Consider the following 13,372-nt stretch of genomic DNA (forward strand, 5'->3'; position numbering starts at 1 on the left):
CTATATGAAACTTATAGCCCCATTTTTCGTATAACATAAAAACAGCAAAAAGGAGCTGCTTTTTATGCTGACAAACGACCTAAATGAAAAAACAAAACAATACATTTCCATTTATGCCGAATTAAAATCAAAATTAAAATGGAAAGTTGCACACGATCAGATATTAATGCTCATTTCTTCTGCATATATTGTGAATAAAAGAGAGTTTGACTTTCAGCGCTTTTATGATTTGAGCAGCTATATCAAATCAAACATCAGCAGCTTCTCAACACTCAATTCGCACCACCGCTTTACTGTAGCTTCTATGCTGGACATTCATTTTCAGCATGAGGCAAAACAAACGTTTCATACTTTCATCGATGTATACAATGAAATGGTGAAGCTTGGATATAAGCGGGATATGTTCACGTACCTTTCCGCTCTGATCTTGCTCACCGGCAAATCTGAAACGACAAACAAAAGAGAACAGATGAACATGGGGCTATCTGTTTATCAGCAGATGAAGAAAAATCATTATTTCCTCACTTCAACTCAGAATATTCCGCTTGCCGTACTGCTTGGCGAAAACGGAAAAGGTTTGCAGGCGGTAAACAAGGCGGAAACATGCTTTCAGCTGCTGGCGGCCAACGGGTTTAAAAAAGGACAGTACTTACACCAGGTCAGCCATATTCTGGCCTTGCAAAGTGAAAAAGACCCTGAAACGCTTGTTTCCCAATGCAAACATATATATCAATCCATCACTGATTCTTTCAAAAAGTTAAAGGATTACCATTATCCAGATCTTGCCCTTCTCACATTTCTGGAAGAGCCAAACATCAAAACCGTTTTGGGCATCACTCACGAATTAAACCAAGAAAAAGCATTTAAATGGCAAAAGGAAATGAATATCAAAATTGCTGTCAGCCTATATCTCAGTGAGCATATGGAGAAAAATCTGCTGATGGAATCAGGACTATACACCGCAATCGAAACGGTCATTCAAGCCCAGCAGGCAGCCGCGACAGCTGCTATCATCAGCTCAACAGCAGCCAGTCATTCTCATGACGGAAACTAGAGAAGGAGGGAAAACATGCCATACATCACATTAGAAGATCAGACACGCTTATATTATGAAACGCACGGGAGTGGTACACCGATCCTGTTTATACACGGCGTGCTGATGAGCGGACAATTTTTCCACAAACAATTTTCAGCACTTTCTGCCAATTATCAGTGTATTCGTCTCGACCTTAGAGGACACGGCGAATCTGACAAAGTGCTTCACGGACACACCATTTCTCAATATGCCCGTGACGTAAGGGAATTTCTAAAAGTAATGGAGCTCGATCATGCCGTTCTTGCCGGCTGGTCAATGGGCGCTTTCGTCGTATGGGATTATCTCAATCAATTTGGGAATGATAACATACAAGCAGCTGTAATCATCGATCAATCCGCTTCCGACTATCAGTGGAAGGGCTGGGAACACGGCCCGTTTGATTTTGACGGTTTAAAAACGGCGATGCACGCCATTCAGACTGACCCGCTGCCATTCTACGAGAGTTTCATCCATAATATGTTCGCAGAACCGCCTGCCGAGACAGAAACAGAATGGATGCTGGCAGAAATCCTCAAACAGCCGGCTGCCATTTCAAGCACGATTTTATTTAACCAAACGGCTGCTGATTACCGCGGCACCCTTCAAAACATCAATGTGCCGACATTGCTGTGCTTCGGAGAAGACCGGAAATTTTTCTCGACAGCAGCTGGGGAACACTTGCGCAGCAATATTCCAAACTCGACGCTCGTCACCTTTTCTAAAAGCAGCCATTGCCCGTTTTTAGAAGAGTCCGACGCTTTTAACAGTACACTCCTCTCCTTTTTAGATGGTCTGATTGGAAAACCATAAAGAAAAAGGAATTAGGAGATTGAGGAAAAGTATGAGACAATAAGAAATGTGCAGTAAAATACATGAGGGAAGAAGTGACTTTATGTCTTACTATAACAAACGTAATCAAGAACCGCTGCCTAAAGAAGATGTGAGTACATGGGAATGCACAAAAGAAGACTGCAACGGCTGGACCAGAAAAAACTTTGCCAGCAGTGACTCGCCATCATGCCCTTTGTGCGGAAGCAAAATGATCGACGGCATCCGTTCATTAGTAAATCTCCAAAACAACAGTCAAACGAAAACAAGCTAGCTCTTCCCTATAACAAGTGCAGTCTCCTGCAAGCAAACAATCCTCGAACGGAGACGCAAATTCTATATCCAGAATAAAAGCCTCTCATTGCAAGAGTCCGTAAATTTGAAAGAAGCCCAAACTGTAAATGTTTAGGGCTTTTTGTCTGTTCGTGTGGTATTATATGGATATTGAAGAGGTGATAACGTGATCGCAAACCAGCAGCAAAAAGACTTGAAAAAAAGAGCTAGGTTCAAAAAGCTGAACCTTGCAATCAACGCTTATGTTGAACTTCTGTTTTTGTCGATACCTCTGATCCATCTCTTTACATGGCTCGGATCATTAGCCCTGCACCTCGTCCATTAAAAAACCACTCAGCCCATGCCGAGTGGTTTTTATTAGTTGATGACAGAAAAGCTGTTGATGATGCCGTTTGGATTTTCCCATACTTTTTTGAACGTCTTATTTTCAAAGTTATAGGAATAAATCGTCCGCACCTTGGCTTCACGCCCTGTTTCATCCTTCAGTTTTTTAGCCCCCTCGGCTTCGGCAAGAAAATAAATGTTCTTTCCATCCTTAGAGAACTGCGGCTGTGCGTCAATTAACAGCTTGAATGATTTTTGATTTGAAATGATGGTTTCATATTTTTTCGTATCCGCATTCAGTAACTTAATAGATGCGGTTTGCTCCGTGCCTTTCTGCGTATATGATGTAAATAAAATCCGTTTATCATCATCAGAAACAGCAATATCGCTGATAAACTGGTCAAGGCTCTTCAGCTCATCAAATTTGTTTTGGTGGCCTGCCGCAAAATGAATCGTTGTCGGTTCAGGATCGATTCCCTTTTCGTTCGCTTCATCTGTTTTCTTGTAATCTTCTTCTACAGAATAATGCAGCAATGCAAATGAATCTGTTTTTTGGTTATAAAAGAAGCTGCTGACGGTGTCATCTTGATCATTAGCGGCAGGATAAAGGTTTTTGTACTTCTTCGTTTTCAGATCAAAAGCTGCAATCCGGAAATTGCTTTCGTCCGCTTTTCCTAAGCGGAAATAGATGGTTGAACCGTCTTTTGACAAAAACAAACTGTCCGCACTCTCAGCGCCTTTATAAAGCATCGTCTTTTTATTAGACTTTAGATCCAGCTTAAAAAGCCTCATTTCATTTTGGTCATTATTGCCTGTATAATAGAGCACTTGCTGCTTTTGATCCAAAGCAAATGCCGGATAGCTGGTCAGCTTCTCCTCATGGATCACCTTATCATTTTCATAATACTTCGTCTGCAGATCGGTATTCGTAATCGAAACAAGCAGTTTATCACCGCTTTCCGCATGTACTGAAACACCAGCAGTGCTCTCATGGCCTTTATCCTTTGCAGCATAAAACGCAAAACCCGCTACAGCGGCTGCTATCACGACAGTTAACAATAATATGATTCTTTTTTTCATCTTTTATCTCCACCAATAGAAAAAGCAAGAATGTGACTTCTTGCTTTACAGATTATATATGTAGATTAATAGCTGTAATGTCCCGCTACTTTTCCTTTGCTTAATGGGTATCCAAGCGCTTTAAACGCTTTAGGGCTTACATCCAGTACTGCATTAGGCATTCTGCCAACATCATTTTTGTAAACCGTAATTACCTTTTTAGGCTTCGCTTTTGCATAAGCTCTGATTTTTGTCCCGTTTTTAGGAACATCAAATCCGATCTTGGTCGCACAATCCCAATGTCCAAGTTTTTTACCTGAAGAGCCTTTTTTCCCGACTCCATTATACCAAGTAATATTTCCGTTCACATGTTTCGCACTGGCATCTGATGTAAAACTGAAAGCTCCCAAAGTACTTCCTACTAAGATAAAAGCGGCTAAAATGACTTTCTTCAACATTTCGTCCCCCTGTTTGTTAACTTCTAGGAAAAATTATACACGATGAAACAGGGATTTTTTATTTCAATATCCTTACAGTAATGTTACAAAGTCAGAAAAATTATCTCTGCTAAAATAAACCATGGAAGATTATCCTATTATAATTGCAGTGTTAGCGTTATAATTGTTGATAGAGTAGTTAACGCATTCAATATGAACGAACCATTACCGTATTGTTCAAACCAAATTCATAGTTATGTATACGACTCATACTCTCTCATATTAAAGAAAAAAGAGTGTGCGAGACTCTTTTTTCTTCAAAGTTTCTTTTTTCAAAAAAACATAAATTATATTATATAAAAATTTCATTTCTTTTTTGGTTTTAAAAATGGCGATTTTGTGAACAGTTCATATTGATCAGTGCGGAATGTTACTCATATCAAAAGATATAGGAGTGGTAATCCATGAAGGCAGCAAGATGGCATAACCAAAGGGATATCCGTATTGAAAATATTGAAGAGCCAAAAACGGAGCCGGGAAAAGTAAAGATCAAAGTCAAATGGTGCGGCATCTGCGGCAGTGATTTACACGAGTATCTGGGCGGCCCGATCTTTATTCCGGTTGACAAACCGCATCCATTAACGAATGAAACAGCACCTGTCACAATGGGCCATGAATTCTCCGGTGAAGTTGTTGAAGTCGGAGAAGGCGTTGAAAATTATAAAATTGGAGACCGCGTCGTAGTCGAACCGATTTTTGCCACACACGGCCACCAGGGCGCCTACAACCTTGATGAACAAATGGGATTCCTCGGCTTAGCCGGCGGAGGCGGCGGTTTCTCTGAATACGTCTCTGTAGATGAAGAACTGTTGTTCAAACTTCCTGATGAATTATCATATGAACAAGGCGCGCTCGTTGAACCTTCTGCGGTCGCTCTATATGCTGTCCGCTCAAGCAAACTCAAAGCCGGCGACAAAGCGGCTGTATTCGGCTGCGGCCCGATCGGACTTCTGGTGATTGAAGCGCTGAAAGCTGCCGGTGCGACTGATATTTATGCTGTCGAGCTTTCACCTGAACGCCAGCAAAAAGCTGAGGAGCTTGGAGCGATCATCGTTGATCCGTCCAAAACAGACGATGTAGTCGCTGAGATTGCAGAACGTACAGGAGGCGGTGTTGACGTAGCATTCGAAGTCACAGGCGTTCCAGTGGTATTACGGCAAGCGATCCAATCTACTGCAATTGCCGGTGAAACAGTCATCGTCAGCATTTGGGAAAAAGGCGCTGAAATTCACCCTAACGACATCGTAATCAAAGAACGTACAGTGAAAGGAATCATCGGGTACCGTGACGTATTCCCTGCTGTATTGTCATTAATGAAAGAAGGCTATTTCTCAGCGGACAAACTCGTAACGAAAAAAATCGTATTAGACGATTTGATTGAGGAAGGCTTCGGGGCTCTTATCAAAGAGAAAAACCAAGTCAAAATCCTTGTCAGACCTAACTAATTTGAAACCAAAAAGAATCCGCGTCTGTATGCGGATTCTTTTTTTATCTTATCCAATCACTTCAGCGCTGGAATCTTTTTTCACCTCGCCGCGATCATAAGCGCGGAAGTTTTCCTCCAGCTGTTCAAGCGAAAGTCCTTTCGTTTCCGGTAAAAACTTCTTCACAAACAGTACAGAGCAAATTCCTAATACAACGAAGATAAAGAACGTTGTGGACAGCCCGATGGCGGCCAGCAATATCGGGAAAGTGAAACTGACTGCAAAATTCACCATCCACAGACAGAATACCGTGACACCCATTCCCAGACCGCGAAGGCGAAGCGGGAAAATCTCAGAAAGCATCAGCCACGTCACTGGTGAAATTGCACCCTGCTGAAAAGCAAGGAATGTAACCGTTAATGAAAGAACCACATATGGAAGAGCCGGTGATCCTTCAAGTACAAGTGAAAATATCCCGATCAGCAATAATGCCGTTGTCGTACCGATCAAGCCTGTCATCAGCATCGGCCGGCGGCCTACTTTACCAAGAAGCCAGATTCCAACGAACGTTGCCAATACCGAAATCACGCCATTGGCGATATTTCCGATTAAAGCGGCTTCCGTTTGAAAACCAGAATCTCTTAAAATTTCAGTTCCATAATACATAATCGAGTTTACACCTGTAATTTGCTGTACAATCGCAATCCCTAACCCAATGAACACAATGCGGCGCACCCATGGGACCGAAAGATCTTTAAACGTCGCTTTTTCAAGCTGATCCTCTTTTTTGAAAGCGAATTCAATTTCTTGCAGCTCAGATGCCGCCCGCTTTTCATCCCTGATTTTTTTCAATACACGCAAAGCATCTTCTTTTCTACCTTTAGAAACGAGCCAGCGAGGACTCTCAGGCATTCTGATCATGCCGAAAAACAGGAATAGGGCTGGAAGTGACGCAATGACCAGCATATATCTCCACACATGGGAGTTGTCTCCCATTGTTGTTCCAAGGATTGCATTAAAAACAAAGGCCAAAAGCTGTCCTGATACAATCATCAATTCATTCTGCGTCACCATCCGCCCCCTGCTTTCCACAGGAGACATCTCCGCTAAATAAGCAGGAACCGTAACTGATGCACCCCCGACCGCAATGCCGAGCACAAAACGGGAGATAATCATGATCGTTACATTTGGAGCAAACGTACATCCGATCGTTGAAATAAAAAATATAACAGCGAGAAACAAAATATTTTTGCGGCGTCCGTTAAAATCAGACATCCTTCCGCCAAACACAGCACCGAGCGCAGCTCCAAAAAGGAGTGAACTGGTGACGAGCCCCTCTGTGAGGGCATTGAGGTTAAGCTGGTCCGGCTCTCCCATATACGGCAAAGCTCCATTGAGCACTCCGGTATCATAACCGAATAAGAGCCCGCCGAAAGTCGAGACTAAAATAATTGTACGTAAAAATGACATTTGATTGCCTTGTTTATCCATACTGTTTCCCCCAGTCTTTTTCAAAATCGATCAATACGTATTTCAAAAACTTATTCTAGGGCTTCTGCCTTCCTCACATTTCGTAAGCAGGCTTCAGAAAAAAGTTCATCATGTTTTTCTCCAATGGCCTCATAACCTTCCCTTCCTCTTAGCATGTCAGCTCACCTGAAAGCGATTTCATTTTTCACTAAAAGAACAGTGAGTACTTCTTGCACATATACTTTGTGATTTGTTACTTCATAGTCACTTGATAGTTCTATTGTAGTGATATCATAGTGACATTTTTGTTACATCTGATATCATCATAATTATAAAAACGCTTTCAGTCAATATAAATTTCTGAAAATTTTTTACTCAATAAAAGAAAATTCACCAATTCAAGGGGAAAATGAACTTTTTTCTTCATGAAATTGCGTAAAACAAGTCAAAATCTCTGTGAGTTTCTGTTCATCTGCTACTATAAACAAAATGGTTAAGTGTTGAGTAACTTCTCCTATTTATCTTCTCTGCAATGACTCTCTTATCAAACATTCGACCAATTGTTTCAGACTCAAGATAAAAGGAAATAGAAAAGAAAATAAAAGATGGCTGGCTTAGGGGAGGCAACAAAATTGAATGAGGTTTATATCATTGCAGGCCTTTTATTGTTGACAGCGGGGATGATTGATTTTTTATGGACCACATTATGGTTAGAGAGCGGTGCAGGCCCGATCACAAGATGTCTGTCTGCATGGCTGTGGAAAGGCTGCCGTAAAATCAGCGGAGACCATGCAAAGGTTCTAAGCATGGCAGGTCCTCTGCTGTTATGCCTGACGTTAGTGATATGGATCGTTTTATTTTGGGGCGGGTGGTTTTTGATTTTCTCAAGTGACCCCCATTCACTCGTGGAAACTCAATCTAAAGAACCGGCATCCTGGTCAGATCGAATTTATTTTTCCGGTTATGTCATGTTTACATTAGGAAATGGCGACCTCGCACCGAACGGAGACCTATGGAAGCTTGTCACGGTTATTGAAACGGCTCAAGGCCTGCTTACCATCACATTCTCTGTCACATATTTGATTTCCGTCTTGAGTGCTGTTAATCAAAAGCGCTCATTTGCCCAAAGTGTATTGAGTCTGGGGCGTGATGGAACAGAAATTGTCCAGAATGCATGGAACGGCAAAGATTTTCACGAGATTGATTTTCTTCTTATCGCTATCTCATCAGAGCTGGGAAAGCTGACCGCTCAGCATAACGCCTTCCCTATCCTTCATTTTTACCATAGCACGCAGCGCCAGGAATCATCCATTATAGCTGTCACTGTATTGGATGAGGCATTAACCATTTTGAAATACGGCATTCCTGAACAATATCAGCCGAATCAGCTTCACATCAAAGAAACGCGCTCAAGTATCAAAAACTACTTGGATACCGTTCATACTGCCTATATCCATCCAGCTGAACAAGCGCCGCCGGAACCAGACATCTCAAAACTTCAACAATCAGGCATACCGGCTTTATCCAAGCAAACATTTCAAACTGCCGTCAATTCTTTAAAGGAACGTCGTCAATTGCTGCTGGGAATTGTCCAAGCGGGTGCCAGAAAATGGCCTGTTCAGGAACAGACAATAGACAACGCGTAAAAAAGTCCCGAGTGTCTGATCACTCCGGACTTTTCACTGCATGATGTTTATACAAGCTTCTGGCCGCAATTCGGGCAAAAATTGGCTTCACCGGTTTTTGTTCCGCAGTTCGGACAGAAATTCGGTTTGCTTCCGTTGCCAGATGACTGTGAACCTGATGGCTGTACCTGCTGATTTTGATTCATTTGATTCATCATCTGATTGGCCATATTCATTCCCATCATCATTCCAGCCATATCAGAAGCCGCTCCGCCTCCGTTCATCTTTCCGGATGCCATTCCATCCGTCATTGATATTTGCTGGTATTTGTTTACATCCCCAACCATACCGTAGGAAGCGTTCTTCGTAATCATATCTTGAACTTCTTGAGGGTAGTTAAAGCTCATGATTTGAAAACCGGTAATCGTCATTCCGTCGCTGATTAATTGCATATCTAAGTCGTCTTGAATCCCCTTCGCAATGTCAAATGCGTTGGCTTGGAGATTAAACATATCTTTCCCTTCTCTTGTGATCCACTTCATAAGAAGCTGATCCAGAATAGAAGTGATCCGGATTTTAATATCCTCTACAAAGTATTGATCCTTCACGCCAGCGATTTTATCAATCAGGCTGATATAGTCCTGCACCTTGAAATGAAATGTGCCGTTTGCGCGAATTGGCATCCCGCCAGGCATTCCCGCTGCCGGAATATTGATCGCCTGCTTTGTTCCCCATCTTACGGTAAATTCCTTCGTATTGACAAACAGCACCTCGGCGCGCATGCCGCTGTTAAACCCAAACTTAAAGCCCTTCAACGTTGAAAGGAATGGAATAATTTCTGATTCAATATCATAATCGCCATCATCTTGAAAAATCCCTTCAACTCGCCCATTGTTCAAGAAGACAGCATCCTGTCCGGGACGAATGATTAAACGACTCCCTTTTTTGATTTCACGATTGTTCCATTTATAAAAAATCATATCATCTCTAAATTCTTCCCACTCTACTACATTTGCTAATTGGTTTCTGAAAAACGACATCATAACTCTTCCTTTCTCTACTTTTTTCCACTAGAAACTGCCGCGGCTTCCGCTGTATGACGTGCCGCCTTTCGTAACACCGCCATCGCCGCCGCTGTCTTTATCATTTGATGGTTTTCTTTCTCTAGTTACAGTCGTTCTGATATAAGTGTCGTATTGATCAATCACATCAGACGTACGATGATCCATATATGTATTCCCATTAACCGTTACTTTGCCGCCCGCATGATAAAGCAGGATTGAAACCGCGATTCCCCCGACTGCGATGGCAGCTACCAGCTGAAACCACCATTTAAAGAACACGCTGTCGGGATTGACTCCCGGTTTTATGCCCATATCTTTATAAGAAAGCTGAATATAGGTCTTAAAAGCTTTGAAATAATCTTCATTTGATAAATCAGATGAAATCGTATTTCTGATGCTGTTTAGCCTGCTGTTGTCCAAATACTGTTCAGCTTTTTTGAAGCCCGCGATGAATACTTCTTTGTTTGCCATATCAATCGTTAAAATGGCTGTGCTGCCTTTCCCGTAACGATCATAAAAATCGCCGGTATAATCGGCAATATCTTCACCGTTTGTGCTTTTGGTCGTAATAATGATGAAGTCAGTGTCCCTCTTTGCACCCAGCTCTGCCGAGAGAGATTCAAGTTTTCCGATTTCCGCTTTTGATAATAGATGGGCTTGATCATATACATGCTGCTGTGATTCAGAAGCTCTCGCCGCTTCGATCCCCAGTACCGGCATCACCATGAAGACAGCCAGCACAACAAGAATCGCTTTCCCTAAAAGTACGCGCATCAAAATCCGCCTCCCATCATCAATGAGACGAGCTTCAATGCAAGAAATGTCCCGCCTGCTATTCCGCTAAACCATGCCGCCACTTTTCCTGAACTGATCGGCGGCTTTCCAACAACCTTTCCTGTTTGGCCGTTCATCGCAAAGATATGCTCTGCTCTTTCATAATCGTAACTGACCATCCAAACAGGAAGCAAAACATAAAAGCTGTTCACATTTTTCGTGTGAATATGTTTGTCCCTCACATTGACCGACGTATAACCGGAAAAAGTAGAATGTATGTATGAATCTATATAACTGCTGATTTTCTCTTTCGCCCTCGGAAAAAGCTCCTCATCGGTATAATTGTATTTTTCCGCAATATAACCGGCCAAATATGCCGTTTGAAAGTCCTTCAGCTGATCGTATGAATAAGGCTCCAATTTGTCCATTAATTCATCATTCATTTTTTCAGAGGCATCGACAGGGATTTTCAAATAATCGAGATTGATATCACGAAACGCTTCAAAATGTTCTGTTTCTGTGCAAATATAATCCCCTTCTTCATACTGATGGACTCTGGTACAGTTCGCCCTCACCTGTACTTCACTATTTAAATCAAACATCCAAAACGGAATATACATGCCGGTGATGCTTTTAATACGATCGGCCGACATGAATCCTCTTGGTGTCAGAAGGCCTTTTTTGCACCACTTTCGAAATGCCTGCTCCGCTTCTTGTTTACTGATTGTAAATGGAATGACCTTAGCCGGTGCCAAATGTCCTGATAAACGCTCGGCAAGTATTGCAGCACCTCCGCAGAAGCTGCAAGTCGTCGCTGTCGTTTCAGCTTCCGTGATCAAAACGGCACCGCAGTTTTCACATTGATATTCTTTTGCCTCATCTTCAGAAAACCGCGCCGCAATGTTTTCTTTCGGGAGGCTTTCAATATTGTCCTGTCTTCCGCAGCTGCCGCAGGATAACGAGCCGGATTCACTGTCAAATGCCATATCACTGCCGCAGTTCGGACACTTATAAGATATTATCATTACCGTTCCCTCTCAAATCTTATGATAAATGGTGCCGCAGCCGAAAGCTGCGGCCTCCTATGTATTATTTATCCAGCATCATTTTCGCTTTTAACGCCGCAAGTTCATCATCAACCTGACTTGAGCCGGCAGTGTCATATTTTGCAGTCAGATCAGCAATATCATCCTGCGGAGCACTGTTCAGTTCAGCCATTGCATTGGCCTGATCAAGCGCCTTATTTACTTTGTCCTCCATTCTGTCGAATGCAGACATTGATTGGCTTGTACTCGAAACAGAAGCGCCAAGCTTGTTCATTCTATCTTGCGTTTTCGCTACTGCCCACTTCGCCTTGATCATATTTTTGCGTGCTTCCAGCTCTCCAATGTCAGAAACCAGTTTGTCATGCATTTTTCTCATCTGTGCGGCATTGGTTGCAGCAATTTGATTCGCCGTCTGCAGCTCAGAAAGCTTTGATTCCAAAGATGTTTTTCTTTCAAGGAATTTTCTCGCATCGCCCTCATTCCCCGCTTGCAGTGCCTTCATTGCATAGCTTTCCATCTTTTCCATGTCTGCCTTGCACTCGTGACATTCTCTTTTTGCTCTCTGCTCCTCAGCCATAACAGCTGCTGTTTCTGCCTTAACCTTAGCCAAATCGCTATTCATGTTTCTTAAATACTGATCTACCATTTTCTCTGGATTTTCAGCCTTGTCTAATAAAGCATTGATATTCGCGGACATAATATCTTTGAATCTTCCAATTATACTCATCAATCGTTCCTCCTAGAAGCTATTTCGTTAAACCTCTTATTACATATACTATTTATTATCGTTAAAAGTTTCATTTTTTTAATAAAAAATGACATTTAAACAGAAAAATATATAACTTTTTACCTGCAAAATAAAAGAATAAATATAAAAAAGGATGCCTCCCAAAAGTCCAAAGACTTTCAAGAAACATCCTCATCTTTATAGAGAAACTTCAATCTCTTCCATGCTGGGCAGTGCATCAATCGCTCCAATTTTAGTGCACACAAGAGCTCCCACCTTATTGGCAAATGACACAATCTCACGCAGCTTCGCAAAATCAGCATCTACAGATTGAATGTGATCCGTGTTTGCCAATTGATATAAAGCCGCACCGACAAAAGCATCTCCCGCCCCTGTTGAGTCAATTGATGTAACCGGAATGCTTGGAATGATTTCATGATCTTTTCCATTCGAAAGAAGAGTTCCGCTTTTCCCAAGTGTCACAGCAACCATTTTCGCTCCGATCTCATGAAGGATCGCAACGCCCTTTTCATGATCCTTCACACCGCTGATAATCTCAAGCTCCTCGTCACTGACTTTCACAAAATCGCTTACAGCAATCGCTTTTTTTGCGATACTAACAAACTCTGAAATCCTTCCCTTCCATAAATCTTCACGATAGTTAGGGTCGAACGAAATAAACTGTCCATTGTCTTTCGCAATCAACATAAGCCGTAAATAGGCTGAGCAAAACGGATCTGATAACAGTGCCGTTGCAGAGCCGAAATGAAGAATTTTCGCTTCGTTTAGTTTTTCCTGGTCAATGTCCTCCAGCGTAAACAAAGCGTCCGCGCCTCTATTAAAAACAAAGTCACGCTCTCCATTTTGTTTTAATGAAACAAAAGCAAGCGTTGTAGGCGCTTTCTCATCCATGACCAGCATAGAGGTATCGACGTGTACAGCGTCCAATGTTTGCTTTAGAAAATACCCAAACGGATCCTTGCCCACTTTTCCGCTGAAAGCGGCGTCTCCGCCCAGCTTGGCAATGGCTGCTGACACATTCGCCGGTGCACCGCCGGCACTTTTTAAGAAATGGCGCCCTTCCATTAAATCAACGTCAACATCGGTACAAAAGAAATCAATTAACAATTCTCCAATACAAACTACAGAATGACTACGCATATTA

Annotated in this window: 14 protein-coding genes; 6 read left to right on the top strand and 8 right to left on the bottom strand. The window is 42.2% G+C overall.

Annotated features, from left to right (window positions below; genetic code table 11):
- Window positions 1-64: 64 nt before the first annotated feature.
- The 4 genes from AC0DBE_RS15005 (at window position 65) to AC0DBE_RS15020 (ending at window position 2,522) form a co-directional block, all read left to right on the top strand.
- A complete protein-coding gene (locus AC0DBE_RS15005) occupies window positions 65-1,054 on the top strand; it encodes a DUF4003 family protein (RefSeq protein ID WP_472962714.1) in 990 nt (329 codons plus the stop codon).
- Window positions 1,055-1,069: 15 nt separating this feature from the next.
- A complete protein-coding gene (locus tag AC0DBE_RS15010; RefSeq protein ID WP_014112899.1) occupies window positions 1,070-1,885 on the top strand; it encodes an alpha/beta fold hydrolase in 816 nt (271 codons plus the stop codon).
- A gap of 82 nt (window positions 1,886-1,967) precedes the next feature.
- Window positions 1,968-2,177, top strand: coding sequence for a cold-shock protein (locus AC0DBE_RS15015; RefSeq protein WP_003219370.1), 210 nt, complete (start codon window positions 1,968-1,970; stop codon window positions 2,175-2,177).
- A 186-nt stretch (window positions 2,178-2,363) separates the two neighbouring features.
- On the top strand, window positions 2,364-2,522 hold the full coding sequence (locus AC0DBE_RS15020; protein WP_014112898.1) for a hypothetical protein: 159 nt from the start codon (window positions 2,364-2,366) through the stop codon (window positions 2,520-2,522).
- A gap of 32 nt (window positions 2,523-2,554) precedes the next feature.
- On the opposite strand, the gene AC0DBE_RS15025 is transcribed toward AC0DBE_RS15020, so the two are convergent.
- Together AC0DBE_RS15025 and walM are read right to left on the bottom strand one after the other, a co-directional pair.
- The gene (locus AC0DBE_RS15025) at window positions 2,555-3,601 is read right to left on the bottom strand and encodes a PD40 domain-containing protein (RefSeq protein ID WP_072565862.1); all 1,047 of its coding nucleotides are present in this window, start codon (window positions 3,599-3,601) and stop codon (window positions 2,555-2,557) included.
- Between the two features lie 65 nt (window positions 3,602-3,666).
- On the bottom strand, window positions 3,667-4,038 hold the full coding sequence (walM, locus tag AC0DBE_RS15030; RefSeq protein WP_090558421.1) for a cell wall metabolism protein WalM: 372 nt from the start codon (window positions 4,036-4,038) through the stop codon (window positions 3,667-3,669).
- Between the two features lie 443 nt (window positions 4,039-4,481).
- Between walM and bdhA the strand changes: the two genes are divergently transcribed.
- The gene (gene bdhA, locus AC0DBE_RS15035; RefSeq protein ID WP_090558419.1) at window positions 4,482-5,522 is read left to right on the top strand and encodes a (R,R)-butanediol dehydrogenase; all 1,041 of its coding nucleotides are present in this window, start codon (window positions 4,482-4,484) and stop codon (window positions 5,520-5,522) included.
- A 48-nt stretch (window positions 5,523-5,570) separates the two neighbouring features.
- Here the strand turns inward: bdhA and iolT are convergent, their stop codons facing one another.
- Entirely contained in the window at window positions 5,571-6,992 is a 1,422-nt protein-coding gene (gene iolT / locus AC0DBE_RS15040; RefSeq protein WP_242734577.1) for a myo-inositol transporter IolT, read from the bottom strand.
- 611 nt (window positions 6,993-7,603) lie between these two features.
- Between iolT and AC0DBE_RS15045 the strand changes: the two genes are divergently transcribed.
- On the top strand, window positions 7,604-8,617 hold the full coding sequence (locus AC0DBE_RS15045; RefSeq protein ID WP_072565860.1) for a potassium channel family protein: 1,014 nt from the start codon (window positions 7,604-7,606) through the stop codon (window positions 8,615-8,617).
- Window positions 8,618-8,664: 47 nt separating this feature from the next.
- Here AC0DBE_RS15045 and AC0DBE_RS15050 read toward each other — a convergent pair whose 3' ends face one another.
- The 5 genes from AC0DBE_RS15050 to AC0DBE_RS15070 form a co-directional block, all read right to left on the bottom strand.
- Window positions 8,665-9,636, bottom strand: coding sequence for an SPFH domain-containing protein (locus tag AC0DBE_RS15050; RefSeq protein ID WP_072565859.1), 972 nt, complete (start codon window positions 9,634-9,636; stop codon window positions 8,665-8,667).
- 30 nt (window positions 9,637-9,666) lie between these two features.
- The gene (locus AC0DBE_RS15055) at window positions 9,667-10,434 is read right to left on the bottom strand and encodes a TPM domain-containing protein (RefSeq protein WP_472962718.1); all 768 of its coding nucleotides are present in this window, start codon (window positions 10,432-10,434) and stop codon (window positions 9,667-9,669) included.
- Window positions 10,434-11,459, bottom strand: coding sequence for a TFIIB-type zinc ribbon-containing protein (locus AC0DBE_RS15060; RefSeq protein WP_014112890.1), 1,026 nt, complete (start codon window positions 11,457-11,459; stop codon window positions 10,434-10,436). The genes AC0DBE_RS15055 and AC0DBE_RS15060 overlap by 1 nt, the downstream gene beginning before the upstream one ends.
- A gap of 64 nt (window positions 11,460-11,523) precedes the next feature.
- Window positions 11,524-12,207: a PspA/IM30 family protein gene (locus AC0DBE_RS15065; protein WP_090558415.1), complete on the bottom strand. Its 684-nt coding sequence runs from the start codon at window positions 12,205-12,207 to the stop codon at window positions 11,524-11,526.
- A gap of 198 nt (window positions 12,208-12,405) precedes the next feature.
- The gene (locus AC0DBE_RS15070; protein ID WP_472962721.1) at window positions 12,406-13,368 is read right to left on the bottom strand and encodes a carbohydrate kinase family protein; all 963 of its coding nucleotides are present in this window, start codon (window positions 13,366-13,368) and stop codon (window positions 12,406-12,408) included.
- Window positions 13,369-13,372: the final 4 nt, after the last annotated feature.

It is taken from the genome of Bacillus sp. VA15 (genome assembly GCF_055721145.1).